This is a genomic window from Streptomyces sp. NPDC058198 (assembly GCF_042882605.1).
Lineage (GTDB): Bacteria > Actinomycetota > Actinomycetes > Streptomycetales > Streptomycetaceae > Streptomyces.
Map to the genome: position 1 here is coordinate 111069 of NZ_JBHVVP010000014.1, position 24254 is coordinate 135322.

At 72.2% G+C, this 24254-nt stretch carries 25 protein-coding genes; 13 read left to right on the forward strand and 12 right to left on the reverse strand.

Features of this window, described 5'->3' with window-relative positions:
• The first annotated feature begins 80 nt into the window (after window positions 1-80).
• A complete protein-coding gene (locus ACFVWW_RS30595) occupies window positions 81-533 on the forward strand; it encodes a DUF4442 domain-containing protein (protein WP_384180721.1) in 453 nt (150 codons plus the stop codon).
• A gap of 110 nt (window positions 534-643) precedes the next feature.
• Window positions 644-1321: a DedA family protein gene (locus ACFVWW_RS30600; RefSeq protein WP_386878886.1), complete on the forward strand. Its 678-nt coding sequence runs from the start codon at window positions 644-646 to the stop codon at window positions 1319-1321.
• A gap of 38 nt (window positions 1322-1359) precedes the next feature.
• Here the strand turns inward: ACFVWW_RS30600 and ACFVWW_RS30605 are convergent, their stop codons facing one another.
• A complete protein-coding gene (locus ACFVWW_RS30605) occupies window positions 1360-1890 on the reverse strand; it encodes a gamma carbonic anhydrase family protein (RefSeq protein WP_384180718.1) in 531 nt (176 codons plus the stop codon).
• Window positions 1891-2076: 186 nt separating this feature from the next.
• On the opposite strand from ACFVWW_RS30605, the gene ACFVWW_RS30610 reads away from it, so the two are divergent.
• Window positions 2077-3303 carry a cytochrome P450 gene (locus ACFVWW_RS30610; RefSeq protein WP_384180716.1) on the forward strand — a complete coding sequence of 409 codons (1227 nt, stop codon included), beginning with the start codon at window positions 2077-2079 and terminating at the stop codon, window positions 3301-3303.
• A 45-nt stretch (window positions 3304-3348) separates the two neighbouring features.
• Here ACFVWW_RS30610 and ACFVWW_RS30615 read toward each other — a convergent pair whose 3' ends face one another.
• From ACFVWW_RS30615 to ACFVWW_RS30635, 5 genes are all read right to left on the reverse strand, one after another.
• Window positions 3349-4614, reverse strand: coding sequence for a cytochrome P450 (locus ACFVWW_RS30615; RefSeq protein ID WP_384331017.1), 1266 nt, complete (start codon window positions 4612-4614; stop codon window positions 3349-3351).
• Window positions 4611-5225: an ATP/GTP-binding protein gene (locus tag ACFVWW_RS30620; RefSeq protein ID WP_384180713.1), complete on the reverse strand. Its 615-nt coding sequence runs from the start codon at window positions 5223-5225 to the stop codon at window positions 4611-4613. The genes ACFVWW_RS30615 and ACFVWW_RS30620 overlap by 4 nt, the downstream gene beginning before the upstream one ends.
• A complete protein-coding gene (locus tag ACFVWW_RS30625; protein ID WP_384331014.1) occupies window positions 5206-5565 on the reverse strand; it encodes a DUF742 domain-containing protein in 360 nt (119 codons plus the stop codon). Before ACFVWW_RS30625 ends, ACFVWW_RS30620 begins: the two co-directional genes overlap by 20 nt.
• Window positions 5562-5981, reverse strand: coding sequence for a roadblock/LC7 domain-containing protein (locus tag ACFVWW_RS30630; RefSeq protein WP_384180709.1), 420 nt, complete (start codon window positions 5979-5981; stop codon window positions 5562-5564). The genes ACFVWW_RS30625 and ACFVWW_RS30630 overlap by 4 nt, the downstream gene beginning before the upstream one ends.
• Before the next feature lie 120 nt (window positions 5982-6101).
• Complete coding sequence (locus ACFVWW_RS30635) at window positions 6102-7853, reverse strand: sensor histidine kinase (protein ID WP_386878887.1); 1752 nt, start codon at window positions 7851-7853, stop codon at window positions 6102-6104.
• A gap of 456 nt (window positions 7854-8309) precedes the next feature.
• Here ACFVWW_RS30635 and ACFVWW_RS30640 point away from each other — a divergent pair, with 456 nt between their 5' ends.
• The 3 genes from ACFVWW_RS30640 (at window position 8310) to ACFVWW_RS30650 (ending at window position 10340) form a co-directional block, all read left to right on the forward strand.
• Window positions 8310-9050 (forward strand): acyltransferase, encoded by a 741-nt coding sequence (locus tag ACFVWW_RS30640; RefSeq protein ID WP_384180705.1) that lies wholly within the window; start codon window positions 8310-8312, stop codon window positions 9048-9050.
• Between the two features lie 119 nt (window positions 9051-9169).
• Window positions 9170-9742, forward strand: coding sequence for a helix-turn-helix domain-containing protein (locus ACFVWW_RS30645; RefSeq protein WP_384180703.1), 573 nt, complete (start codon window positions 9170-9172; stop codon window positions 9740-9742).
• A gap of 43 nt (window positions 9743-9785) precedes the next feature.
• Window positions 9786-10340 (forward strand): YbaK/EbsC family protein, encoded by a 555-nt coding sequence (locus tag ACFVWW_RS30650; protein ID WP_384331008.1) that lies wholly within the window; start codon window positions 9786-9788, stop codon window positions 10338-10340.
• A gap of 26 nt (window positions 10341-10366) precedes the next feature.
• On the opposite strand, the gene ACFVWW_RS30655 is transcribed toward ACFVWW_RS30650, so the two are convergent.
• Window positions 10367-10777, reverse strand: a complete 411-nt coding sequence (locus ACFVWW_RS30655) for a CoA-binding protein (protein ID WP_386878888.1) — start codon at window positions 10775-10777, stop codon at window positions 10367-10369.
• Window positions 10778-10880: 103 nt separating this feature from the next.
• Between ACFVWW_RS30655 and ACFVWW_RS30660 the strand changes: the two genes are divergently transcribed.
• From ACFVWW_RS30660 to ACFVWW_RS30670, 3 genes are all read left to right on the forward strand, one after another.
• On the forward strand, window positions 10881-11501 hold the full coding sequence (locus ACFVWW_RS30660) for a YigZ family protein (protein ID WP_386878889.1): 621 nt from the start codon (window positions 10881-10883) through the stop codon (window positions 11499-11501).
• Window positions 11502-11571: 70 nt separating this feature from the next.
• Window positions 11572-12738 (forward strand): exonuclease SbcCD subunit D, encoded by a 1167-nt coding sequence (locus ACFVWW_RS30665; RefSeq protein WP_386878890.1) that lies wholly within the window; start codon window positions 11572-11574, stop codon window positions 12736-12738.
• Window positions 12735-15734: an AAA family ATPase gene (locus ACFVWW_RS30670; RefSeq protein ID WP_386878891.1), complete on the forward strand. Its 3000-nt coding sequence runs from the start codon at window positions 12735-12737 to the stop codon at window positions 15732-15734. Before ACFVWW_RS30665 ends, ACFVWW_RS30670 begins: the two co-directional genes overlap by 4 nt.
• A 50-nt stretch (window positions 15735-15784) precedes the next feature.
• Here the strand turns inward: ACFVWW_RS30670 and ACFVWW_RS30675 are convergent, their stop codons facing one another.
• A complete protein-coding gene (locus ACFVWW_RS30675; RefSeq protein WP_384180692.1) occupies window positions 15785-16231 on the reverse strand; it encodes an Lrp/AsnC family transcriptional regulator in 447 nt (148 codons plus the stop codon).
• Window positions 16232-16325: 94 nt separating this feature from the next.
• Between ACFVWW_RS30675 and ACFVWW_RS30680 the strand changes: the two genes are divergently transcribed.
• Window positions 16326-16841, forward strand: a complete 516-nt coding sequence (locus ACFVWW_RS30680; protein ID WP_384330993.1) for a rhodanese-like domain-containing protein — start codon at window positions 16326-16328, stop codon at window positions 16839-16841.
• 19 nt (window positions 16842-16860) lie between these two features.
• On the opposite strand, the gene ACFVWW_RS30685 is transcribed toward ACFVWW_RS30680, so the two are convergent.
• Window positions 16861-17664, reverse strand: coding sequence for an ATP-grasp domain-containing protein (locus ACFVWW_RS30685; RefSeq protein WP_386878892.1), 804 nt, complete (start codon window positions 17662-17664; stop codon window positions 16861-16863).
• 255 nt (window positions 17665-17919) lie between these two features.
• Between ACFVWW_RS30685 and ACFVWW_RS30690 the strand changes: the two genes are divergently transcribed.
• Complete coding sequence (locus tag ACFVWW_RS30690; RefSeq protein WP_384180686.1) at window positions 17920-18744, forward strand: putative protein N(5)-glutamine methyltransferase; 825 nt, start codon at window positions 17920-17922, stop codon at window positions 18742-18744.
• A 42-nt stretch (window positions 18745-18786) separates the two neighbouring features.
• Entirely contained in the window at window positions 18787-19647 is an 861-nt protein-coding gene (locus ACFVWW_RS30695; protein WP_386878893.1) for an SDR family oxidoreductase, read from the forward strand.
• On the opposite strand, the gene ACFVWW_RS30700 is transcribed toward ACFVWW_RS30695, so the two are convergent.
• The 3 genes from ACFVWW_RS30700 to ACFVWW_RS30710 form a co-directional block, all read right to left on the reverse strand.
• A complete protein-coding gene (locus ACFVWW_RS30700; protein WP_386878894.1) occupies window positions 19611-20519 on the reverse strand; it encodes an ATP-grasp domain-containing protein in 909 nt (302 codons plus the stop codon). The genes ACFVWW_RS30695 and ACFVWW_RS30700 overlap by 37 nt on opposite strands.
• A gap of 84 nt (window positions 20520-20603) precedes the next feature.
• The gene (locus ACFVWW_RS30705) at window positions 20604-22286 is read right to left on the reverse strand and encodes a DUF885 domain-containing protein (protein ID WP_386878895.1); all 1683 of its coding nucleotides are present in this window, start codon (window positions 22284-22286) and stop codon (window positions 20604-20606) included.
• A gap of 32 nt (window positions 22287-22318) precedes the next feature.
• Entirely contained in the window at window positions 22319-22828 is a 510-nt protein-coding gene (locus ACFVWW_RS30710; RefSeq protein ID WP_386878896.1) for an Lrp/AsnC family transcriptional regulator, read from the reverse strand.
• A gap of 59 nt (window positions 22829-22887) precedes the next feature.
• On the opposite strand from ACFVWW_RS30710, the gene ACFVWW_RS30715 reads away from it, so the two are divergent.
• The gene (locus ACFVWW_RS30715) at window positions 22888-24099 is read left to right on the forward strand and encodes a trans-sulfuration enzyme family protein (RefSeq protein WP_386878897.1); all 1212 of its coding nucleotides are present in this window, start codon (window positions 22888-22890) and stop codon (window positions 24097-24099) included.
• Window positions 24100-24254 lie beyond the last annotated feature (155 nt).

The window sequence follows — 24254 nt, forward strand, 5'->3', positions numbered from 1 at the left end:
AGAGGGGTCGTGACACCGCTGCCACGCCCGCCCCGGCAGGGGATGGCCAAGCCCCACTACTCGTGGGTAACATTGCCCTCATGAGCGCTGAGCAGATGTCCGTCGGCGAGATGCTCGCCGCCACCGTCCCCATGGCCAGGACCCTTCGGCTGGAGTTCCTGGAGACCACCGCCGAGCGCGCTGTCGTCCGGCTGCCGGACCAGCCCGAGTACCACAACCATGTCGGCGGACCGCACGCCGGAGCGATGTTCACGCTCGCCGAGTCCGCCAGTGGCGCCATCGTGATCGCGGCCTTCGGCGACCAGCTCCACCGCGCGGTTCCGCTCCCTGTCACGGCGCGGGTCGACTACCGGAAACTCGCCAGGGGAACCCTCACGGCGACCGCCGCGCTGGGCCGCCCGGTGGCGGATGTCGTGGCGGAGCTGGACGGCGGAGCGCGCCCCGAATTCCCCGTGACCGTGGCCCTCACCCGCGAGGACGGCGCGGTCACGGGTGAGATGACCGTGGTCTGGACCCTCCGCCCGAACTCCTGACCGCGCCGGCCCCGCCCCGCCAGCAGGTAGGCTGCCCGGCGTGCGCCTGTGAGGCGCGCGCCGGGCGGTGAGCCCGACGGCTGGACAGGGAATCACGGGAGGAACCGGCGTTGCACGTGCAGGAGTGGCTCGAGACCATCCCCGCGGTCAGCATCTATCTCCTGGTGGGTGTGGTCATCGGGCTGGAAAGCCTCGGTATCCCGCTGCCGGGCGAGATCGTGCTCGTCAGCTCGGCGCTGCTCGCCTCCCAGCACGGCGACATCGATCCGTACATCCTCGGCGCCTGCGCCTCGGCCGGCGCGATCATCGGTGACTCGATCGGCTACGCCATCGGCCGCAGGGGCGGCCGGCCGCTGCTGGCCTGGCTCGGCGGGAAGTTCCCCAAGCACTTCGGCGAGGCCCAGATCTCCATGGCGGAGCGGTCCTTCGAGAAGTGGGGCATGTGGGCGGTCTTCTTCGGCCGCTTCGTCGCGCTGTTGCGGATCTTCGCGGGTCCGCTCGCGGGCGTGCTGCGCATGCCGTACTGGAAGTTTTTGATCGCCAATGTGCTGGGCGGGATCCTGTGGGCGGGCGGTACGACCGCCGTCATCTACTCGGTGGGCGTGGTCGCCGAGGCGTGGCTCAAGCGCTTCTCCTGGCTCGGCCTCGTGCTCGCCGTGCTGACCGGGCTCATCTCGATGCTCGTCCTGAAGAACCGCGCCAAGAAGGCCGCCGAGCAGTCGGAGTCCTCGCGGGCGACGACCGCGCCGGCGGCGGCCGAGCCCGACGCCGTACGCGCCGCCGACTGACCGGGAGCCACGGCCCGCCGCTCGGCCCCCCCGCCCGCTCAGCCCTCGTACGCCTCGCGGTGTGCCTTTGCCAGATCCAAATACACCGCCGCGTTCAGCTTGATCCCCGCGCGCTCCTCCTCGGTCAGCTCACGCTTGACCTTGGCCGGCACCCCCGCGACCAGTGAACCGGGCGGCACCCGCATGCCCTGCGGTACGAGCGACTGCGCCGCGACCAGCGAGCCCGCGCCGATGTGCGCGCCGTTGAGGACGGTGGCGCCCATGCCGATCAGCACCTCGTCCTCGACGGTGCAGCCGTGCAGTACGGCGTTGTGACCGACCGATACACGCGCGCCGACCGTGAGCGGGCAGCCGGGGTCGGAATGCAGGGTGCAGTTGTCCTGGACATTGCTGTCGGCGCCCAGCACGATCGCCCCGCAGTCGGCCCGGAGCACGCTCTGGTACCAGACACTGGCGCCCGCGGCCACGGTGACCTCGCCGACCACCACGGACGTCGGGGCCGTGAACGCCGTCGGATCGATCCTGGGCTCCTTCCCGCCCACGCCCCTGATCAATGCCCGTTCCGTCATGTCGTCTCCTCGGTGGATCCCGGTCGCGCGTGACGTCGTGGCCGCGCGTACGGGCACCGTAGGCGACCGCTCCCGGTGGCCCCGCACCAGGTCGGCCAGGACCAGACTTTTTCTGATGACGGATGATCAATAACCTTGGGTCCGCCGCCCGTTACCCATCGGGCGAGTACCAATCGAGGGAGCTTCATGGCCACCGCACAGCAGATCCCCGACATACTGTCGCCCGAGTTCGCCGAGAACCCTTACCCGGCCTATCGCGTGATGCGGGAGAGTGCGCCGCTCATCTGGCACGAAGCCACACAGAGCTACATCATCTCCCGCTACGAGGATGTCGAGCGGGCCTTCAAGGACAAGGAGTCGGTGTTCACCACCGACAACTACGACTGGCAGATCGAACCCGTACACGGCAAAACGATCCTTCAGCTCAGCGGGCGGGAGCACTCGGTACGCCGCGCGCTGGTCGCCCCCGCCTTCCGCGGCAGCGATCTCCAGAACAAGTTCCTGCCGGTCATCGACCGTAACTCCCGCGAACTGATCGACTCGTTCCGGCACACCGGGTCCGTCGATCTCGTGAAGGACTTCGCCACCCGCTTCCCGGTCAACGTCATCGCCGACATGCTGGGCCTCGACAAGGCCGACCACGCCCGGTTCCACGGCTGGTACACCGCGGTCATCGCCTTCCTGGGCAACCTGTCGGGCGACGCGGAGGTCGCGGCGGCCGGAGACCGTACCCGCGTCGAGTTCGCCGAGTACATGATCCCGATCATCCGGGACCGGCGGGACAACCTCGGCGACGATCTGCTCTCCACCCTCTGCGCCGCCGAGGTCGACGGCGTACGGATGAGCGACGAGGACATCAAGGCGTTCTGCAGCCTGCTGCTCGCCGCGGGCGGCGAGACCACCGACAAGGCCATCGCCAGCATCTTCGCGAATCTGCTGACGCACCCCGAGCAGCTCGCGGCCGTCCAGGCGGACCGCACCCTGATCGACCGGGCGTTCGCGGAGACCCTCCGCTTCACCCCGCCGGTGCACATGATCATGCGCCAGACGGCGAAGGACGTGGAGCTGAGCGGCGGCACCGTACCGAGCGGGGCCACGGTCACCTGTCTGATCGGCGCAGCCAACCGCGACGGCTCCCGCTACCAGGAGCCGGACACCTTCAATATCTTCCGGGACGACCTGACCACGACGACCGCCTTCTCCGCGGCCGCCGACCATCTGGCCTTCGCGCTCGGACGGCACTTCTGCGTCGGCGCCCTGCTGGCCAAGGCGGAGGTCGAGACCGGCGTCAACCAGCTGCTCGACGCGATGCCGGACGTCCGGCTGGCCGACGGGTTCGACCCGCACGAGCAGGGTGTGTTCACCCGCGGACCGCAGTCCCTGCCGGTGGAGTTCACCCCCGTCACGGCATGACGGCATCCGCCGGGCCCGGGGACGCCCCGGGCCCGGCGGCCGGCCCTACTGGACGACCGGAGTGAACTCCACCGGCAGCGCGGTCAGCCCCCGCATCCAGATGGAGGGCCGCCAGGCCAGCTCGTCCGGCTCCACGGCCAGCACCACGTCGGGCAGCCGCTCCAGCAGCGTCTCGATGGCGGTACGCGCGATGACGTCGGCGAGCAGCGGAGCCGGATAGGGGCAGCGGTGCTCACCGTTGCTGAACGACAGATGCGCCGAGTTCTCCGGGCCGATATGCCCCTCGGGCCAGATCTGCGGATCCGTGTTGGCCGCGGCGAGCCCCAGGACCAGACAGTCACCGGCCTTGATGTGCCGGCCGCCGAGCTGGGTGTCGCGCACCGCCCACCGGCCGATGAAGTTCTGTGTCGGGGTGTCCAGCCACAGCACCTCGTTCAGCGCCTGCCCGACGCTGAGCCGCCCACCGGACACATTCAGCGCGAACCGGTCGTCGGTCAGCAGCAGACGCAGGGTGTTGCAGATCCAGTTGGCCGTCGGCTGCTGGGCGGCGGCGATGATGGTGATCAGGTCGACGATCATCTCCTCGTCCGTCAGCCCGGCCGGATGGGTCAGCATCCGGGACGTGACGTCCGATCCTGGGTTGTTCCGCTTGTCCTTCACCAGCTGCCGCATGCGTTCCTGCACCCGCATATAGGCGGCGACCGGGTCGTCACCCTCGGCGGCGTCCAGGGAGATCCGCAGATCCCGTACCAGGTCCTCGGTGTCCAGGCCGTCGGCCGGCATACCGCAGAGCCGGACCACCGCCAGCATCGGCAGCGCGTGCGCGTACGCGGCCATCAGCTCGGCCTGCCCGCTGCCGGCGAACGCGTCGATGAGCCCCTCGGCGATCTCCCGGCACATATGGGCGAGTTCGAACTGGTCGATCGCCTCCAGCGCCTCGGTGATCACACCGGCCCGCCGCTGGTGCTCCCGGCCCTCGGCGAACATGACCGACGGCTGGTAGCCGACGAACGGCATCAGCGGCCAGTCGGCGGGAATGGACTCCCACTGGTTCCAGCGCCGCGAGTCACGGGCGAACAGCTCGTCGTGGCCGGTGACGTACGAGACCTCGGAGTAGCCGAGCACCAGCCAGGCGGGAATGCCGCCGTCGAGCACGACGGGAGCGATGGCGCCGTGCTCCCTGCGCAGGGTGCGGTACAGCTGGGACGGGGTCTGCTGGTACTCCAGGCCGCTCAGCGGCACCGCGCCGGCGTGCGCGGGGCAGCCCGGTGGCGGGGCCTGGTCGGCTGGTATGCCTGCGGGGTCGGTCACGATGTCAGCTCCCGGGCCATGGCCAGTTCGTAGAGGTGGTCCACGAGGGTGATCAGGACATTCTTGCCGGACGAGCGGACCCGCGCGTCACAGTCGATCAGCGGGACATGCTCCGGCAGCGAGAGCGCCTGCCGGATCTCCGCCAGCGAGAACGCCGAGATGTCCTCGTCGAAGCGGTTGACCGCGACCACGAACGGCGTCTTGTGGTGTTCGAGACGGTCGATGGCGTACCAGGACTCGCTCATCCGCCGGGTGTCGACCAGCACGACCGCGCCCAGCGTCCCGGAGAACAGCCGGTCCCACAGGAACCAGAACCGCTCCTGTCCCGGCGCCCCGAACAGATAGAGCACCATGCGGTCGTTGAGACTGATCCGGCCGAAGTCGAAGGCCACGGTCGTGGTGGTCTTGTTGCTCAGCCCGGCCGTCTCGTCGACGCCGACCCCGGCCTGCGTCATGACCTCTTCGGTATTGAGCGGACGGATTTCGCTGACCGACCGGACGAGCGTGGTCTTGCCGACCCCGAACCCGCCCACGACGACGATCTTGAGACCGGTCTCGGCGGCGTCGGCCAGCGGAGTACGGGCCGGCAGCTCAGAGGTTCCGGAGTCCATGGAGCACCTCCTTCAAGAGGGCGGAGTCGGGCAGCTCGGCGAGGGATCGCGCCGAGCGTGGATGGCGGGCGGTGATCCGGCCCGTCGCGAGGAGATCGCCGAGGAGAATCCGTACCACCATCACCGGCAGCTTCAGCTCCGCGGATATCTCCACGACCGCGGTGGGATGGCGGCACAGTTCGAGGATCCGGACATGCTCGGACTGCATGCCCGGCGTCGGTGCACACTCGCTGACGATCAGGGTGACCAGGTCGAACGAGTCGTCGTCGACCCGGCTGCGGCCACCGGTGACGGTGTACAGCCGGTCGGGATCCCCGGTGTCGACGGGCCGGCGGGTCATGACGGAGAACTCTCCTGGGCCGGTGTGCGCGGCTCGGCCCGCAGATGCTCACCGATCTGCTCGACCAGCTCGGTCATCTGATGGCCCACCACACCGGGGTCGGCGCCGTCCTCGGCCACCACCGCCAGATGGGCCCCGTCGCCGGCCTCCACGATGAACAGCAGTCCCCCGTGGAATTCCGTCATCGAGTGCCGTACGCCGCCCGTGCCGTTGCCGAACTCCACCGAGGCGCCCTGGGCCAGTGCCTGGATCCCGGAGCAGATGGCGGCCAGCTGGTCGGCCTGGTCGAGGGTGAGATGACGGCTCCAGCAGAGCTTCAGCCCGTCACGAGAGAGCACCAGGGCATGCCGCGTGCCGGGGGTGCGTTCCAACAGGCTCTCGAGGAGCCAGGTCAGGCTGTTGTCAGTGGTCTGCATGGGGTGCGTGGGGCGGGTTGTGCCCGGTAAGCCGGTCACCAGCCCGTGCCTCCAATCTCGCGTTCTGGGTGGGGATGGGCGCCGGTTTCCCCGGGCGCCGTACGGGGAGTGCGCGGCCGGTTACCCGGCGGTATTACCAGGGTCCTTGGGGGCGCGGCGGGCGCGGTGGAAGGCTCCGAACTGGGATCCGGCGTCGCGGCCGGGGAGTACGGTGCCGGTCTCCGTATCCGCCGCCGGCCGTGGCCTGCCCCGGTCGGCCGCCGCCATGGTGCGGCCGGGCGGACGCACCGGCAGACCGTTGGTCGTCGCCGCCTCGGCGCCGGCCCCCGGCTCCGGCGCGCCCTGCGGGGTGGACGGCGCGGACGGCGCCGGCGCTGCGGGACGGGTGGGCGCGGGCGGCTGGGCGGCCGGGGCGGAAATGACCGGGGCGGAGGTGACCGGGGCGGAGGTGACCGGCGGCGCGGCGGGCGCGGGCACGGTCGCCTCCGGGGCCTGGCGCCGCAGGGACCGCTCCGGAGCCATACCGCGCTGCTGGGCGAGGAGCTGCGGCGGGAACAGCACCACGACGCCCGTGCCACCGCGGGACGAGGGGCGGTAGTTGACGCTGATGTGGTACTTGGCGGCCAGCCGGCCGACCACGGCCAGACCGAGCCGGGTGCCCTGCAGCAGCGCCAGGTCGGTGATCCGGCCCGACACGGATTCCTCGGCACGCCGCATCGCGGCGTCGGCCATCTTCAGACCGCTGTCCTCGATGGTCACCACCAGACCGGCGGTGCGCTCCTCGACATAGACATGGACCTCGTCGATCGGCGGGGAGAAGTTCGCGGCGTTGTCCATCAGTTCGGCGAGGAGATGCATCACGGGCTCGGCGGCGAACCCGGCGATGGCGGAGCTGGTGGAGCAGTGCAGCCGTACCCGCTGATAGGCGGCGATCCGGCCCACCGCGCCGCGCAGGATGCTCTCCATGGCGATCGGCTTGTTCCAGGCGCGGCTCGCACGGCCGCCCATCAGCAGGGCCAGCCGGTCGGTGAGCAGGCCGAGCTGCGAGGTGTTGTGATCGAGCCTGAGGAGGTCCCCGAAGACCTCTTCGCCGTGCCGGTCCTGCATCTCGCGCAGATCGGCCAGCATGCTCACGGCCTTCGCCTGCACCCGGCTCAGCGCCTTGGCGCTGGCCGCCTGGGCCGCGGCGGCACGCCGCTCGCTGGCGGCGAAGTCCCTGACCAGCGTGGACAGCAGGACCTGCAGCCGTGGATCGGTGGGCGGTTCGACGGAGCCGAGCACCGTGTCCGCCGAGCCGCCCGAGCGCAGTCCGCTCATCGCGGCGGGGAGCGTCCGCGTGGTCAGCCGGTCCAGATCGTCGCTCGCCTGCGCCAGCCGCGTCACGGCGCTCTCGCTGTCGGCGGACGCCCCGGCCGCGCGCTCCTCGGCGGCGCCGACCTCGATGGTGAACGCCTGCAGGACACGGCGCAGCTGGGGATCGGAGGGCGGGGCTGTGACGGCGAGCGTCTCCTCGGCGCTCGCGCCGTCCCGCAGTCTCTTGACCACCGAGGGCAGCGTGACGTTCAGCAGATGCGCGGACTCCGCGCCGGCCCGGGCCAGCTGCGTCCGCGCCGTGCTGAGCTCGCTGTCGGCCGTGACCGCACCACGCCGGCCGCGCCGCAGCATCAGCGCGGTGGTGACGAGCGTGACCGCCACGCACACCCACGCGACCGCGACGGTGGCCGCGACCCAGGTACGGGCGGGCCCGGGGGCCGCGGCGGCCACCGCGCCCGCTGCCGCGCCGGCCACCACCAGCAGAGCCAGGGGGACGGCGAGCGACAACGACCGGTTGGTGCGTATGCGGTGCGGGGTGGGGGCGACAGGCACTGACATTCCGCGGTCCCTCGGTACTTGAGTGCGGGGGGAAACAGTCGGCCGACCAGCGCGCTTCGGCCGCACGGGCGGGATCGGACACCGATGAGGACGGCGGTCTTCCGCACCACATGTGGCGCTCATGCTAACCAGGCCGTGCGGTGCGGGAAGACTCAGAACGGCCGGAGCCGGTACAACGGAAGAGTTCGGCCCGAAGTCACCCACCGGCCCCCGGTGGCGTGGTAGTTGAGGAAGTTGCCGCCGACCGTGCCATCCGGGTCCGGTCCTGCCCGTACGGACCTGATTGTCGCCCGTGCCGCCTTCGGGAACCCCCCGCCCGGAGCGCCGATACCCCCTGTGATCAGCGGATTCCAGCCAACCCGGTCCGTCGCGCCGCCGGGGGGAGCGCATATGGCGGCCGCGGGGGAGCTCAGAGGGCGCGAAGAGTGCGGAGGGCACGAAGAGTACGGTGGCGGCGTGCCGAAGAACAGAAACACGTTCTCCTCGCTGACCGCCTGGCGGCGCCGCCTCGTCTCGCGGGCCGTCCAGCGCGGCTGGAGCTGGGTCCAGGACGCGGGCGCGGTCAGCGCCGGGCGTCCGGGGCGGCTGCGCTTCCGCCGGATCGGCACCGGCACCCGGCTGGCCTTCCCGCAGGGCACGGTGTTCGGCGAACCGTGGATCGAGCTGGGCGACCACTGCGTCATCGGCGAGCAGGTCACGCTGACCGCGGGGATGATGCCCGGTCTCGACCTCGGCCCCGACACGGTCCTGACGGTGGGCAACGGTGTGGTGCTCGGCCGTGGCAGCCATGTCATCGCCGACACCACGGTGACCATCGGCACGGAGACGTACTGCGGCCCGTACGTCTACATCACCTCGACCAATCACAGTTACGACGACCCCAAGACGCCCGTCGGCACGCAGTGGCCCCGCATGGAACCGGTGGAGATCGGTCCCGGCTGCTGGCTCGGCACCGGCGCGGTGATCCTGCCCGGCACCCGGCTCGGCCGGAACGTGGTGGTCGCCGCGGGCGCCGTCGTACGGGGAGAGGTGCCCGACCACGCGGTGGTGGCGGGGGCGCCCGCCCGGGTCGTACGGAGCTGGGATCCGGAGCTGGGCTGGCAGCCGCCGCTGCGCACCCCCGCGCCGGTGCCGATCCCGGAGGGCATCACACCCGAGCAGCTGCTGGCCCTCGCCGAACTGGATCCGGAGACCTGAGGTGATGTGAGGGGAACGGGCTCGGCCGGGGTCCTCGCAGTACAGTGCGATGAACGATCGGGTGCACCCCACCGTAGTGCGGCCTGTTGAATGCTCCCCTTGCGCATATTGGACGGAATGTGTCGGACCTCGACCAGCTCACGCAGTCGCTCGCCCGCAATCTCAAGCGCTGGCGGGGGGAGCGGGGCTTCACGCTCGACGCCCTGGCCGCACGGGCGGGCGTCAGCCGCGGAATGATCATCCAGATCGAGCAGGCCCGTACCAACCCGAGCGTCGGCACCACGGTCAAGATCGCCGACGCTCTCGGCGTCTCCATCACCACACTCCTCGACTACGAGAAGGGCCCCCAGGTCACGGTCGTGCCCGGGAGCCAGGCCGTACGGATGTGGTCCACACCGGCCGGCAGCCGCACCACGCTGCTGGTCGGCGCCGAGGCCCGCGGCCCGGTCGAGCTGTGGTCCTGGACGCTGATGCCCGGCGACGCCAGCTCATCCGATCCGCATCCGGCGGGCACGACCGAACTGCTCCATGTGACCGCCGGTGAGCTGACCCTCGTCGTGGACGGCGAGCCGCACTCCGTACCGGCGGGCGCGTCGGCGGCCTTCGAGGCGAACGTCCCGCACACCTATCGCAACGACGGCGCCGGGACGGTCGAGCTGATCATGTCCGTCTCCATCCCGCCCGTAGGTTGAGACGACGGGATCGCGGCCGGGGAGCGCTGTTAACGTGACGCGCATGCGCGCTCCCCTGGGACATTTCGACAACGCCCGCCCCGCCCCCGACTGCCTCGACCTGCTCACCCCGCCGGTCGCCGAGGCGGTCCGCGCGTGGCAGGGCGATGTGCCCGCCGAGCAGCTGGTGTTCGTCGACACCGACCCGGCCATCGCGGACACGGCGGCCTTCACCGAGCACTACGGCGCCGAGCTGCTCGACCAGTCCGCCAACTGCGTGGTCGTGGCGGGCAAGCGGGGCGGCGAGTCGACGCTCGCGGCGTGTGTCGTGCTGTCTCGGACCCGCGTCGATGTCAACGGCGCGGTCCGCAAGCAACTCGGCGCGCGCAAAGCCTCGTTCGCGCCGATGGACACGGCGGTCGCGGAGACCGGCATGGAGTACGGCGGCATCACCCCGATCGGGCTGCCCGCCGGCTGGCCGCTGCTCGTGGACTCCGCGGTGCTCGACACGGAATGGGTCCTGATCGGCAGCGGCCGCCGCCGCGGCAAGCTGATCGTCCCCGGCAAGGTCTTCGCGGGCCTGCCCGGCGCGGTGGTCCTGGAGGGACTCGGCGTCTGACGCGCCGGCCCCGGGCGCTCAGCCGCTCAGCGGCCCAGCAGGGGGATCTCGATGGCGGGGCAGCGGTCCATCACCATGTCGAGACCGGCCGCGCGGGTGCGCTCGTACGCCTCCTCGTCGACGACCCCGAGCTGGAACCACACGGCCTTCGCCCCGATCGCCGCCGCCTCGTCCGCGACCGGCCCCGCCAGCGCGCTGTTGACGAAGACGTCCACCACATCGACGGGAAAAGGGATGTCGGCCAGCGAGGCGTAGCCCTGCTCGCCGAGGACCGTCTCGGCCTTGGGGTGCACCGGTACGACGCGCTTGCCGAAGCGCTGCAGGACCGCCGCCACTCCGTACGCCGCGCGTTGCTGGTTCGATGACAGTCCCACCACCGCCCAGGTGTCGCCCCGCTCCGTGAGGACCCTGCGGATGGTGGTCGGGTCGCCGTACACGGTTGCCTCCTGTGGTCGTCGGTTCGCCCCATGACAACAGACGGCCGGTCCTGGCGATTCCCCCGGGCCCGTCCTGGCCGGTACGCCTGCATAGGGTGGGGGCATGCAGGAGCAGTACCGGACCGTCGCCCGTGCGGGCGTGCACGAGACCGAGATCAACCGGTCGCGCTTCATCTGCGCGCTCGCGCCCGCCGCGAGCGAGCGGGAGGCGCAGGAGTTCGTCGCACGCGTCCGCAGGGAACACCCGACGGCCACCCACAACTGCTACGCCTACGTGATCGGCGCCGACGCCTCCGTACAGAAGGCGAGTGACGACGGCGAGCCGGGCGGCACCGCGGGGGTGCCGATGCTGCAGATGCTGATGCGCCGCGAGGTGCGCTACGCCGCGGCGGTCGTCACCCGCTACTACGGCGGGGTCAAGCTCGGGGCGGGCGGACTGATCCGGGCGTACGGGGGAGCGGTCGGCGAGGCCCTGGACACGGTCGGCACGCTGACCCGGCAGCGCTTCCGGCTCGCCACCGTCACCGTCGACCACCAGCGCGCGGGCCGGCTGGAGAACGATCTGCGCGCGATGGGCCGCGCGGTGCGCGAGGTGCGGTACGCGGAAGCGGTGACGATCGGGATCGGTCTGCCGGACACCGAGGTGGAGGTCTTCCGGGCGTGGCTCGCGGACACGACGGCGGGGACGGCGGTGCTGGAGCTGGGCGCGGAGACGTTCTTCTGACGTCTGACGACGGTTCACCCACCCACTCACCCACCCCACCCCGCCCCGGACGCCGAGGAGAAGCTGAGCTTTGAGGATTCTGCACACGTCGGACTGGCATCTGGGACGGTCGTTCCACCGGGTGAGTCTGCTCGACGCCCAGGCCGCCTTCCTCGACCACCTCGTGGCGACGGTCCGCGACCGTGATGTGGACGTGGTTCTGGTGGCGGGCGATGTCTACGACCGTGCCGTGCCGCCCCTCACCGCCGTGGAGCTCTTCGACCGGGCGCTGCACCGCCTCGCCGAGGCAGGCGTACCGACCGTGATGATCTCCGGGAACCACGACTCGGCCCGCAGGCTCGGTGTCGGCGCGGGTCTCATCGAGCGGGCCGGGATCCATCTGCGGACCGACCCGGCCGGCTGCGCCACCCCCGTCCTGCTCTCCGACGCCCGGGGCGACGTGGCCTTCTACGGTCTGCCCTATCTCGAACCCGCCCTGGTGAAGGACGAGTTCAAGGCGTCGAAGGCCGGACACGAGGCCGTGCTCGGCGCCGCGATGGAGCGGGTACGGGCCGATCTCGCGGGGCGCGCCCCCGGCACCCGCTCCGTGGTTCTCGCGCACGCCTTCGTCGCGGGCGGTGACCCCAGCGACAGCGAGCGGGACATCACCGTCGGCGGTGTCGCCGCCGTGCCCGCCGGGATCTTCGCGGGCGTCGACTATGTCGCCCTCGGCCATCTGCACGGCTCCCAGGCCCTCACCGAGCGCGTCCGCTACGCGGGCTCCCCGCTCGCCTACTCGTTCTCGGAGACCGCGCACCGCAAGACCATGTGGCTGGTGGAGCTGGGGCCGGAAGGCGAGATCGAGGCGGAGCGGATCGACTGCCCGGTGCCGCGTGCCCTGGCCCGGATCCGTGGCCGGCTCGACGCGCTGCTCGACGACCCGGCCCTCGACCGCCACGAGGAGTCCTGGGTCGAGGCCACCCTCACCGACCCGGTGCGCCCGGCCGAGCCCATGGCCCGGCTGGCCGAGCGCTTCCCGTATACGCTCAGCCTGGTCTTCGATCCCGAGCGGGCCGGCGACGATCCGATCGCCTCCTACGCGCAGCGTCTCGCGGGCCGCACCGACCAGCAGATCGCGGAGGACTTCGTGGCCCATGTACGGGGCGGGGCCGGGCCCGACGAGCGGGAGCGCACCGTGCTGCGCGGCGCCTTCGACGATGTACGGGTCGACGCGACGGTGCGTGAGGTGAATCCGTGAGACTGCACCGGCTGACCATCACCGCCTTCGGCCCCTTCGCCGCCACGCAGGAAGTGGACTTCGACGCGCTCTCCACCGCCGGGCTGTTCCTGCTGCACGGCCCCACCGGCGCCGGAAAGACCTCGGTCCTCGACGCGGTCTGCTACGCGCTGTACGGCGCCGTGCCGGGGGCCCGCCAGAGCCCCGGCGCCGCCCTGCGCAGCGACCACGCGGCCGTGGGGACATACACCGAGGTCGGCCTCGAACTGACCGTGGGCGGGCGCCGGTTGGAGATCACCCGGCGGCCCGCGCAGCTGCGCCTCAAGAAGAAGGGCACCGGCTTCACCACCGAGAAGGCGCAGAGCTGGCTGCGTGAGTACGACGCCGCGAGCGGCGCCTGGCGGGCGATGAGCCGCTCCCACCAGGAGCTCGGCGAGGAGATCGGCCAGCTCCTCGGGATGAGCCGGGAGCAGTTCTGCCAGGTGGTGCTGTTGCCCCAGGGTGACTTCGCGCGTTTTCTGCGCGCCGACGCCGAGGCGCGCGGCAAGCTGCTCGGACGGCTCTTCGACACCCGCCGGTTCGCCGCCGTCGAGGAGCGGCTCGCCGAGCTGCGCCGCGCCGCCGAGCATCAGGTGCGCGCCGGGGACGACCGGCTCCTCGGCATCGCCCAGCGCATCGCCCAAGCGGCGCGCGGCAGTTCCGCGCCGCCGCTGCCCGACCGGCAGCCGGGCGACGCCGGGCTCGCTTCCGCCGTCCTGGAATGGGCCGCGCTCGCCCGGTCCGGCGCCCATGAGTGCGCCGACATCGCCGAGTCGGCGCTGTCCGCCGCCGAGGGCCGGCAGGCCGCCGCCCGGCAGGCACTGGACGCCGAACGTGAACTGGCCAGGCTGCAGCAGCGGTTCGCGGACACCCGGCTGCGGGCCGAGGCGCTGGAAGCGCGCCGCCCGGAGTGCGAGCGGGCGCAGGCGCTGCTGGAGCGCGCCCACAAGGCGGAGCTGGTCGCCCCGGCACTCGCCCTGCGCGACGACGCCGAGCAGGCGCATCACACGGCGGCCACCGCGTACGCACGCGCACGGGACCTGCTGTCGTCCGGTCTCGCCGACGCCGGTGCGGAACAACTGGCCGCGCTGGAAGGGACCATGCGCCAGGAACTCGGCGCGCTCGACGCGGCCCGGCGCGCGGAGCGGCGCAGCGCGGAGATCACGGCCGAACGCGGTGATCTGGACCGGCAGGCGCGGGCCGACGAGGAGATCCTCCACGAAGCGGCCGGCTGGCTGGCCGGCTGGGAGTCCGTACGCCGGACCTCGCAGGACCGTATCGAGGACGCCCAGGAGGCGGCGACCCGCGCGGAACAGCTCGCCGGACAGCTCGACCCCGCCCGTCACCGGCTCGAAGCGGCCCGCCGGCGCGACACCCTCGAAGCGGCCGCCACCGACGCGGAACACCGGCTCGGCTCCGCCAGGGAACACGCCAACACCGCGCATGAGACCTGGCTCGACCTGCGGGAGCGACGGCTGCGGGGCATCGCGGCCGAGCTGGCCGCCCGGCTCGTCGACGGCGAGCCCTGCGCGGTCTGCGGCTCCGACGCGCATCCCGTGCCGGCGCGGGCGGCCGACGGCCAGGTGGACTCCGCCACGGAGGACGCGGCGCAGGCGGCGTACCGGCGCGCCGACCTGGCCCGGGGCGAGGCCGAGCGCGCGCACGCGGCCGTACGGGAGCGGTACGCGGCGGCCCGTGCGGCGGCCGGCGAGTCGAGCCTCGGCGAACTCGCCGCGCTCACCGAGCGGCTGGAGCGGGAACACACCGAAGCACACCGGGTCGCGGCCGGTACGCACGCCGCCCGCGAGGCCCTCGGCCGCGCCGAGCGTGAGCACGAGGGCCGGCTCGACGCCCGGCGGCAGGCCGAACAGCGGGTCGCGGCCCGCACCTCGCGACGTGAAGCCCTCGATCGCGAACAGACCGCGCTGCGAGCGGAGTTGGTACGCGCCCGGGGCGACGCGGACAGCGTCGCCGAGCGCGCCGAGCAACTGGAGCGCCGGGCCAGGCGGCTGTCCGAAGCCGCCGAAGCCGTACGGTCCTACGACACCACCGCGCTCCGCCTCAAGGAGGCCGACGGCCGGCTCGCGGACGCCGCCTTCCGGGCCGGCTTCGACACCCCGCAGGCGGCGGCGTCCGCACTACTGACCGGCGCGTCCCGGCGCGACCTTCAGCACCGCCTCGACGACTGGCAGGCCGAGTCCGCCGCCGTCGCCGACCGGCTCGCCGAACCGGAGGCGAAGGACGCCGCCGGCCGTCCGGCCGCCGACCCCGGCGCCGCGGAAGCAGCCCACAGGGCGGCCGAGCGCGCCCTGCGCGACGCGTCGTCCGCCTGTGCCACCGCCCGGGACCGATGCGCCGAGCTGGGCAGGCTCTCCCGGCGGGCCGAGGCCGAGGTGCGCGGACTGGGCCCGGTGCGCGAGGAGTACGACCGGGTGGCCCGCCTCGCCGGGCTCACCGCAGGCACCTCCACCGACAACGAACGCAGGATGCGTCTGGAGTCGTACGTCCTGGCCGCCCGCCTCGAACAGGTCGCGGCCGCCGCCACCGTACGGCTCCAGCGCATGTCCTCCGGCCGCTACGCCCTGGTCCACTCCGACGCCAGGGCCGGCGGCCAGCGGCGGTCCGGTCTCGGGCTCCAGGTCATCGACGCCTGGACCGGCAGCGCGCGGGACACCGCGACGCTCTCCGGTGGCGAGACCTTCTTCGCGTCCCTCGCGCTCGCGCTCGGCCTCGCGGATGTCGTCACCGACGAGGCCGGGGGCGTCCGGCTGGACACGCTCTTCATCGACGAGGGCTTCGGCAGCCTGGACGACCAGACGCTGGACGAGGTCCTGGACGTGCTGGACTCGCTGCGGGAACGGGACCGCAGCGTCGGCATCGTCAGCCATGTCGCCGATCTGCGCCGCCGAATCCCCACCCAGCTGGAGATCGTCAAGGACCGGAACGGCTCGGCGGTCCGCCAGCGAGTGGCGGGCTGACGGCTCTGCTCAGGCGGCCGTGCTCAGGCGGCCCCGCTCAGCGGCCCTGCTCAGCGGCTGAGCGAACGGCGGGCGAGCGGCGACGAGTAGACCACGCTCGTGGTCACCGAGCCCAGCGCCCCGATCCGGCCCGAGATCTCTTCGAGATGGCTCATGGAGCGGGCGGCGACCTTCAGTACGAAGCAGTCGTCGCCCGTCACATGGTGGGCCTCCAGTATCTCGGAGGTCGCCTCCAGCAGATCGTGGAACGGCTTGTAGTTGCCGTTCGGATAGCGCAGCCGTACGAAGGCGAGGATCGGCCGGCCGAGCCGCTCCCGGTCGACCACCGCGGTGTAGCCGGAGATCACCCCGGCCTCCTCCAGCCGGCGCACCCGCTCGGTCACCGCGCTCGGGGACATCGAGACGGCCCGGGCGAGCTCGGCGAAGCTGATCCTGCCGTCGCGTTGCAGGGTGTCCAGAATGTGCCAGTCCGTGGCGTCCGGTGAATACTCGGTCATCACCGAGAAATAGCAGGGAAAGCACCGGTCCATCAAGGCAAGCACCGGGGAATTCCTCTTCAGCAGACGGATCGGCGACCGTAGATTTCTGGTCATGACCACGTCTCTCAGCACCTCACCGCCCGCCGTTCCCGGTCCTTCCGACACCCCCAGCCCCGTCCTGCGGATCCCGCCGGCCACCCCCGCCGAGGCCGTCGCGTACTTCGGCGCGAGCCTCGCCTTCCACGCGGACGTCTCCGATGTCGCCGCCGCGCTGCAAGCGGGCGGCGACCCCGGATTCGTGGTCCTCGACTCCCGCTCCACCGCGTCGTGGGACCAGGGTCATGTCCCCGGCGCGGTCCATCTGCCGACCGCGCTGATCGCCGGACAGGCGGAGCGGCTCCTCGACCAGGCGGTGCCGGTCATCACGTACTGCTGGGGCCCCGGCTGCAACGGCGCCACCCGCGCCGCGCTCGCCCTCGCCGGTCTCGGCTACCGCGTCAAGGAGATGCTCGGCGGCATCGAGTACTGGATCCGGGAGGGCTTCGAGGTCGAGACCCGGCACGGCCGGGAGCGCCGCCCCGCCGATCCGCTGACCGCGCCGGCCGGCCCGGCGGACTGCGGCTGCTGACCCGTCGTACGGCGCCCGATCACCCTACGACGGTGGGCAGCGGACGCAGGAACGGCGCGTCCACCGGGTCCGCGACGGGGCGTGCCGCGCGCAGCAGGACATCGAGCGCGGCGTCGGTGTCACAGGCGTAATGCCCGCTGGCCCAGGCCGCGTTGGCCTCCACGACCGCCCATGCCCTGCCGTCCGCGCCCTCGTCGACCGTACCGACGTCCACGACCACCGCACTCGGCAGCGCGGGCACCTTCGGTGCGAAGAGCCGGGCGGCGAAGTCCAGCACCTCGGCACGCCGTGGATCGCTCTCCAGCGGAGCGATGTCCATCTCGCCGTGCACCGCGTAGCGGCTGCCCGTCACCACCTCGCCGTCCAGCACGAACAGCCGGAACTCCGCGGTGAACGCCACGATGTCGCTGACCAGTACCAGCGCGTCGTCGTCCACGGCGTCAGGCCCCGGCAGCCGGCTGCCGTCGAAGTAGATCTTCGCCGGGAAGCTCTTGTCGTTGGGCGGCTTCACAAAGGCCGGGACGCGTAGCTCCCGGGCCCGTCCGATGGCCAGACACTCGATCCGCCGCCGGGTCAGTTCGTACGGCAGCGTCGCGAGCCAGTCCTCGTGCGCCTCCAGCAGCTCGAGCCCCAGCTCCCGCGCGACCGTGTCGGCAAACAGCGGCCCGGCGTAGAGCGCCGCCCCGGGGTCGCCCCGATGCTCCTCGGGAACCCGCCGGGCGTGCAGCGTCCGCGACGGTATCCCGCGGCGCGCGGCGGCCGCCGCGAGGGCGGTGGCCGTCGAGGTCACGCGGGGGGAGAGATAGAGCGTGCGCGTCGTCATGCCGACGAGGCTGCCGTACGGGACGGATGCGCCGGTACCCGTTTTCCCGGGGGCCGGCGGCACCCGGCTCGGCGCGGTGCGAAGGTCTGCGCGCGGCGGTGGGGCTCGGGTAGTGTGGCCGTCTCCAGCAGTGGACGTACCGAGGAGGTGAGACCCATTACCGCTGTATCAGGTCGGGTGCTCCCCTCTCATGACCGCGCGGTCCATCAGGCATAGGTGACCGAGGGAGCCCCACAGGCATCCCGAAAGGCTCCCATGTCGCTCTCCCCGTCGTTTCTTCCTTCGTCCGCCATCGTCACCAGGCTCCGGGCCGCCGGCTGTGTCTTCGCCGAGGACGAGGCACGCCTGCTCATCGCCGAAGCCAGGACACCGGTTGGCCTCGCCGCCATGGTGGACCGGCGGGTCGACGGCCTTCCGCTCGAACACGTCCTCGGCTGGGCGGAGTTCTGCGGTCTGCGGGTGGCCGTGGACCCCGGGGTCTTCGTACCCCGGCGCCGCACCGAGTTCCTCGTACGCGAGGCCGCCGTTCTCGCCCCGCCCCGCGCTGTCGTCGTCGACCTGTGCTGTGGCTCGGGCGCGTTGGGCGCGGCGCTGGTCGCGGTCCTGGACCACGCCGAGTGGTACGCCGCCGACATCGACCCCGCCGCGGTGCGCTGCGCCCGGCGCAACGTCGTCGCCGCCGGTGGTGAGGTGTTCGAGGGAGACCTCTACGACCCGCTGCCCGCCACGCTGCGGGGCCGCGTCGACGTCCTGCTCGCCAACGTGCCGTACGTGCCGACCGAGGAGATCGGGCTGCTGCCCCCGGAGGCCCGTGTGCACGAGGCGCGGGTGGCACTCGACGGGGGCGCGGACGGGCTCGACGTCCTGCGGCGGGTGACCGCCGCGGCGGCGCGGTGGCTGGCACCGGGCGGCCATCTGCTGTTCGAGACGAGCGAGCGCCAAGCGCCGCGGGCCGTCGACACCGTCGCCCGTGACGGGCTGATCCCGCGGGTGGCCACGTCCGACGAACTCGACGCCACCGTCGTCATCGCGACCAGACCGGCCCTCCCGAGCGGACCGGGCCGGGACGGCGGCTCGTAATCCGTATGACAACCGGCCCGGCGCCGAGCATCATGGGTGCCCATGCCCAAACTCGCACCCCCCACCGCCCAAGCCCTGCGCCGCGACCCGCTGCCGCTGCTCGGCAGGACCGCTCTTGTCACCGGGGCCAGCCGTCGTGGCGGCATCGGCTGCGCGGTGGCCCGGCGCCTCGCGGCGTACGGAGCCTCCGTCTATCTCCATCACCATGTGCCGCACGACGCCGGCCAGCCCTGGGGCGCCGACCCCGAGGGCCCGGAAGGAGTCGCCGCTCTCGTACGTGAGGCACGCGCGGATCCGGACGCGCGCGTGGTGCACGGTCCCGGGGATCTCTCCGGGACCGAGGCGCCCGCCGCGCTGATCGCCACCGCCGCCGAGGCGCTCGGTGGCCGGCTGGACATCCTTGTCGCCAACCACGCGCTCAGCGGCTCCGACGGCACGCTCGACACCATCGACGCGGCGATGCTCGACGCCCACTGGGCGGTCGACACCCGGTCGGTGATCCTGCTCATCCAGGCGTACGCCCGGCTCCGTTCCACGCCCACGGACGGCACGGACCGTGCGCCCGGCGGCCGGGTCATGATGATGACGTCGGGCCAGGACCTCGCGGGCGGGATGCCGGACGAGATCGCGTACGGCCTGGCCAAGGGCGCCCTCGCCTCGGCGACCCGGTCCCTCGCCACCTCGCTCGCGGAGATCGGGGTGACGGTCAACACCGTCAACCCCGGCCCCGTCGACACCGATTACCTGTCAGGGGCGGACTACGACGCCATCGCCGCGATGTTCCCGTCCGGGCGCTGGGGCATGCCCGACGACCCGGCCCGGCTGATCGCCTGGCTGGCCACCGACGAAGCCGGCTGGATCACCGCTCAGGTCATCGACTCGGAGGGCGGTCTCCGCCGCTGACCGGTGGAATCGGCGCCGGCCAGGGCCGCGAACAGCTCCGTCGCGTCCGCCCCGGCCGGCAGGCCGCTCACCTGGCCGTCCCCCACCTCCACCACCCGCCACGCACCGTCCTCGCGCAGCGCCATGTCCGTCGTCACGAACCGGCAGCCGAGCGCCCGCACCGCGACGCGCACCGCGCCCAGCTCCGGCTCCGGCAGCCGGCCGGGCGTGTCCGGGTGGGCGGTGGTGAGCACCGGCGTGCCGTCCAGCCACCACACCCGGGCCTCGCCGCCCGGCACGAACCGCTCGTACGCACGCAGCACCACGCCCCCGGCGAGGGAATCCTCCTGGAGTGCGAAGAACCGGCCCACCACGGCCGCGACCCCGGCGGGGTCCGTCAGTTCGGGTACGAAGCACGCCTCGTCCCACTCGTGCTTACGGGACTTGACGAAGTCCTTCACCACCCCGGGGCCCGTCCCGAGCGGAGCGGCGAGGGCGGCCAGCTCGTCCTGCGCCGGGGGAGCGCCGGGCTGCCCGGCCTGCCAGCCGCTGCGCGGTGTGAGGTGGGCGAACTCCTCGTACCAGCCGGGCAGTTCATGGGCGCGGCGATACGCGCCCGCACCGGTCAGCAGCGCGCAGCCCCGCTCGTACAGCCCACGCTCCAGCGTTTCGTAGACCGCCGCCGGCATCATCCAGCCCCGGTACCAGTACGGCCCGGAGTCCCGCCTCACCCGCGCGAGCGCGGCCGCCGTGTCCCCGGCGAGCAGCGCGTCATGGTCGAGCAGAGCGACCGCCGCGCCGTGCTCCCTGGCGAGAGCCGCCTCCTCGGCGAACACCGGATCCGTCCGGCTCGCCCGCAGCGGATCCGCGCAGAAGACAAACCCCGCCCCCATTGAACCCTTCCCCTCGTCAGGGCCGACCGGGGCCGGGCTCGCGCCTCTCGGCGGAGCCCGGCCCCGGTCATGCTTGTCCGCCGGTCAGAGCTTCGACAGCTCGTCCACCAGATCGTCAAGACCCAGCGAGCCCTGCGAGAGCGCGGCCATGTGCCACGCCTTCGCGTCGAAGGCGTCGCCGTGGGCCTTGCGGGCATTCTCCCGGCCGAGCAGCCAGGCGCGCTCGCCCAGCTTGTAGCCGATCGCCTGCGCCGGCATCGACAGATAGCGGGTCAGCTCGCTCTCCACGAAGTCCGCGGGGCGGCCGCTGTGGTTGCCGAAGAACTCCTGCGCCAGCTCGGGGGTCCAGTGCTCGCCCGGGTGGAACGGCGAGTCCGCCGGGATCTCCAGCTCCAGATGCATACCGATGTCCACGATCACCCGGCAGGCCCGCATCATCTGCGCGTCCAGATAGCCGAGCCTGCGCTCCGCGTCCGGCAGGAAGCCCAGCTCGTCCATGAGCCGCTCCGCGTAGAGCGCCCAGCCCTCCGCGTTGGCGCTGACCTGGCCCACCGAGGCCTGGTAGCGGGAGAGCCGGTCGGCGACATGCGTCCACTGCGCGATCTGCAGATGGTGGCCGGGGACACCCTCGTGGTACCAGGTCGACACCAGGTCGTACACCGGGAAGCGAGTGTCGCCCATGGTCGGCAGCCAGGTGCGGCCGGGGCGCGAGAAGTCCTCGGAAGGACCGGTGTAGTACGGGGCGGCGGGGCCGCCGGGCGGGGCGATCCTGGACTCCACCCGCCGTACCCGCTCGGCGAGTTCGAAGTGGGTGCCGTCCAGTGCTTCGATGGCCTCGTCCATCAGGTTCTGCAGCCAGTCCCTGACGTTGTCGACGCCCTCGATGTGCTCCCCGTGCTCATCGAGATGGGCGAGCGCCTCCCATGGGCCGGCGCCCGGAAGGATCTTGTCGGCCTCGGTCTTCATCTCGGCGAGCAGCCGGTGGTATTCGGACCAGCCGTACGCGTACGCCTCGTCCAGATCGAGGTCGGTGCCGTTGTAGTAGCGCGAGAAGCGGGCGTAACGCTCCCGGCCCACGGTGTCGGGTGCGTCCTCGACGGCGGGCGCGTACACCTCCCGCATCCAGTCGCGCAGCTCCGCGACGGCCGCGGTGGCCTCACCCGCGGCGCTGTCCAGTTCCGCACGGAGCGAGTCCGGGCCGGCCGAGGCGAACTCCTCGAACCAGCCGCGGTCCTCGCCCGCCCAGTCCGTCAGCTGGCCGATGAACGTCTCGGTGGGACGGGGGCCGCCCGGCAGCTTGCGTTCGAGACCCAGCTCCAGCGAGGAGCGGAATCCCGCCAGTGCGGCGGGTACGGCCCGCAGCCGCTCGGCGACGGCCGACCAGTCCTCGTCCGTGTCGGTCGGTGTCACGGTGAAGACATCGCGGATGTGGTGTGCGGGCGAGTGGATATTGCTGACCGCGCGCAGCCCCTCCTCGGCGTCATGGACGGCGAGTTCGGCCGTGAGGCGCTCACGCAGCAGCCGGCCGCAGCGCCGCTCGGCATCGCTGTCCGCGCCCGGCAGCGCCTCGGCCCGGTCGAGCCGGGCGAGGGTCGCGCGGCCGAGGTCGGCGAGAGCCTGCTGCCCGGCCGGGGAGAAGTCGGGGAGGCGGCGGGAGCATTCCGCGACCCCCAGAAAGGTGCCGGTGATCGGATCGAGTTCGATGAGTGCGTCGACGTAGGCGTCGGCGACCTGGCGGGGCAGCGCGCTGCCGGCTGTGGCTGACATGCGGGCCATCCTCTCCAAGACTGCCCCCCACGTCACATCTTTGTTTCGCGCGCGCCGGTCGGATTGGCCGACGAAGGCGGCATCAGCGGACCGCAGTCCCACTCCTGGAAGATCAACCGGGTCTCGACGCGGGCGACTTCGGGCCGTGAGGTGAACTCGTCCAGCACCAGACGCTGGAGGTCGGACGTGTCCGCCACCGCCACATGCACCAGATAGTCGTCCGGGCCGGTGAGATGGAACAGCGCCCGCGACTCGGGGAGCGCCCGGATCCGCTCCACGAACGGAGCGATCAGCTCCCGGCGGTGCGGCCGGACCTGGACCGAGAGCAGGGCCTCCAGACCACGGCCGAGTTTGGCCGGATCGAGGCGCAGCCGCTGCCCGAGGATCACTCCGGACCTGCGCAGCCTGGCCACCCGGTCCAGGCAGGTCGAGGGCGCCACGCCGACCTCGGCGGCGATCTCCCGGTAGGTGGTCCGTGCGTCGTTCTGCAGCAGGCGCAATATGTGCAGATCGATCGCGTCCAGTACGACAGATTCGGCCATCGGCCGAACGTAGCACGGCACTTTGCCCACACCGGCCGCCGGGTGTTCAGAGTGAGGTCATGGACATTACAGACTTCAACGGTCCGACCGAGGCCCCCATCCGGGCCCTGGCCACCGAAGCCGTGCATGCGGGACGCGACGATCTCGCGAGCCTCGGCGTGCACGCCCCGCCTCTCGATCTGTCCACCACCTACCCGTCGTACGACACCCGGGCGGAGGCGGCGCGCATCGACGAGTTCGCCACCACCGGCGCGCGGCCGGCCGGACCGCCCGTCTACGCGCGGCTGGACAATCCGACCACGGCCCGCTTCGAGACGGCGCTCGCCCGGCTCGAAGGGACCGAGAGCGCGGTGGCCTTCGCCAGCGGAATGGCCGCGCTCACCGCCGTACTGCTCGTGCGCGCGAGCATGGGGCTGCGCCATGTGGTCGCGGTGCGTCCGCTCTACGGATGCAGCGATCATCTGCTGACCGCCGGGCTGCTCGGCACGGAAGTGACCTGGACCGACCCGGCCGGGGTCGAGGAGGCGATCCGCCCGGACACCGGGCTGGTGATGGTCGAGACGCCGGCCAATCCGACCCTGGCGGAGGTCGACATCCGGGCCTTGGCCCACGGGTGCGGATCGGTGCCGCTGCTGGTGGACAGCACCTTCGCCACCCCCGTGCTCCAGCGGCCCAGGGAGCACGGCGCGCGGCTCGTCCTGCACAGCGCGACCAAGTATCTGGGCGGCCACGGCGATGTGCTCGGCGGGGTGGTGGCGTGCGACGAGGAGTTCGCGAGAAAGCTGCGCCAGGTCCGGTTCGCGACCGGGGGCGTCCTGCATCCGATGGCCGGCTATCTGCTGCTGCGCGGTCTGTCCACGCTGCCCGTACGGATCAGGGCCGCGTCGGCGACCGCGGCGGAACTGGCCCGCAGGCTGACCGCCGATCCGCGGATCGCCCGCGTCCACTACCCGCGGCTGGGCGGGGCGATGATCGCCTTCGAGGTGCACGGAGATCCGCACCGGGTGACCGCCGGCGTACGGCTGATCACCCCGGCGGTCAGTCTGGGCAGCGTCGACTCACTCATCCAGCACCCGGCCTCCATCAGCCACCGCATCGTGGCGGAAGGAGACCGGCGGTCCGCCGGAATCAGCGACCGGCTGCTGCGGATGTCGGTCGGTCTGGAGGACGTCGAGGATCTCTGGCGAGATCTGGACGGGGCACTGGGTGAGCGGCCCGCCCGGGCCGGCCGCGCGGTGGTGACGACGCCTGGACGAGTTGTTCCGAAGTAGCGTCGTCCGCCCGCCGGGCAGACGGGACTTCGGAATGACTCGTCTAAGGGCTGTCCCGTAATCCGTGGTGGATCAGCGCACGGCGTCAGATGGAGGGGGTACCTCCCGTGCCGTCAAGGCTACGGGGGAGCATCGCAAGGCGGAGGGACGTCCGC

What these genes read in the sequence shown, in the direction of transcription:
- ACFVWW_RS30595 (WP_384180721.1), top strand. Translation starts at nt 81, where the DNA reads ATGAGCGCTGAGCAGATGTCCGTCGGCGAGATGCTCGCCGCCACCGTC.
- ACFVWW_RS30605 (WP_384180718.1), bottom strand. Translation starts at nt 1,890, where the DNA reads ATGACGGAACGGGCATTGATCAGGGGCGTGGGCGGGAAGGAGCCCAGG.
- ACFVWW_RS30610 (WP_384180716.1), top strand. Translation starts at nt 2,077, where the DNA reads ATGGCCACCGCACAGCAGATCCCCGACATACTGTCGCCCGAGTTCGCC.
- ACFVWW_RS30620 (WP_384180713.1), bottom strand. Translation starts at nt 5,225, where the DNA reads ATGGACTCCGGAACCTCTGAGCTGCCGGCCCGTACTCCGCTGGCCGAC.
- ACFVWW_RS30625 (WP_384331014.1), bottom strand. Translation starts at nt 5,565, where the DNA reads ATGACCCGCCGGCCCGTCGACACCGGGGATCCCGACCGGCTGTACACC.
- ACFVWW_RS30630 (WP_384180709.1), bottom strand. Translation starts at nt 5,981, where the DNA reads ATGCAGACCACTGACAACAGCCTGACCTGGCTCCTCGAGAGCCTGTTG.
- ACFVWW_RS30635 (WP_386878887.1), bottom strand. Translation starts at nt 7,853, where the DNA reads ATGTCAGTGCCTGTCGCCCCCACCCCGCACCGCATACGCACCAACCGG.
- ACFVWW_RS30650 (WP_384331008.1), top strand. Translation starts at nt 9,786, where the DNA reads ATGCGCGCTCCCCTGGGACATTTCGACAACGCCCGCCCCGCCCCCGAC.
- ACFVWW_RS30660 (WP_386878889.1), top strand. Translation starts at nt 10,881, where the DNA reads ATGCAGGAGCAGTACCGGACCGTCGCCCGTGCGGGCGTGCACGAGACC.
- ACFVWW_RS30675 (WP_384180692.1), bottom strand. Translation starts at nt 16,231, where the DNA reads ATGACCGAGTATTCACCGGACGCCACGGACTGGCACATTCTGGACACC.
- ACFVWW_RS30680 (WP_384330993.1), top strand. Translation starts at nt 16,326, where the DNA reads ATGACCACGTCTCTCAGCACCTCACCGCCCGCCGTTCCCGGTCCTTCC.
- ACFVWW_RS30685 (WP_386878892.1), bottom strand. Translation starts at nt 17,664, where the DNA reads ATGACGACGCGCACGCTCTATCTCTCCCCCCGCGTGACCTCGACGGCC.
- ACFVWW_RS30690 (WP_384180686.1), top strand. Translation starts at nt 17,920, where the DNA reads ATGTCGCTCTCCCCGTCGTTTCTTCCTTCGTCCGCCATCGTCACCAGG.
- ACFVWW_RS30695 (WP_386878893.1), top strand. Translation starts at nt 18,787, where the DNA reads ATGCCCAAACTCGCACCCCCCACCGCCCAAGCCCTGCGCCGCGACCCG.
- ACFVWW_RS30700 (WP_386878894.1), bottom strand. Translation starts at nt 20,519, where the DNA reads ATGGGGGCGGGGTTTGTCTTCTGCGCGGATCCGCTGCGGGCGAGCCGG.
- ACFVWW_RS30705 (WP_386878895.1), bottom strand. Translation starts at nt 22,286, where the DNA reads ATGTCAGCCACAGCCGGCAGCGCGCTGCCCCGCCAGGTCGCCGACGCC.
- ACFVWW_RS30710 (WP_386878896.1), bottom strand. Translation starts at nt 22,828, where the DNA reads ATGGCCGAATCTGTCGTACTGGACGCGATCGATCTGCACATATTGCGC.
- ACFVWW_RS30715 (WP_386878897.1), top strand. Translation starts at nt 22,888, where the DNA reads ATGGACATTACAGACTTCAACGGTCCGACCGAGGCCCCCATCCGGGCC.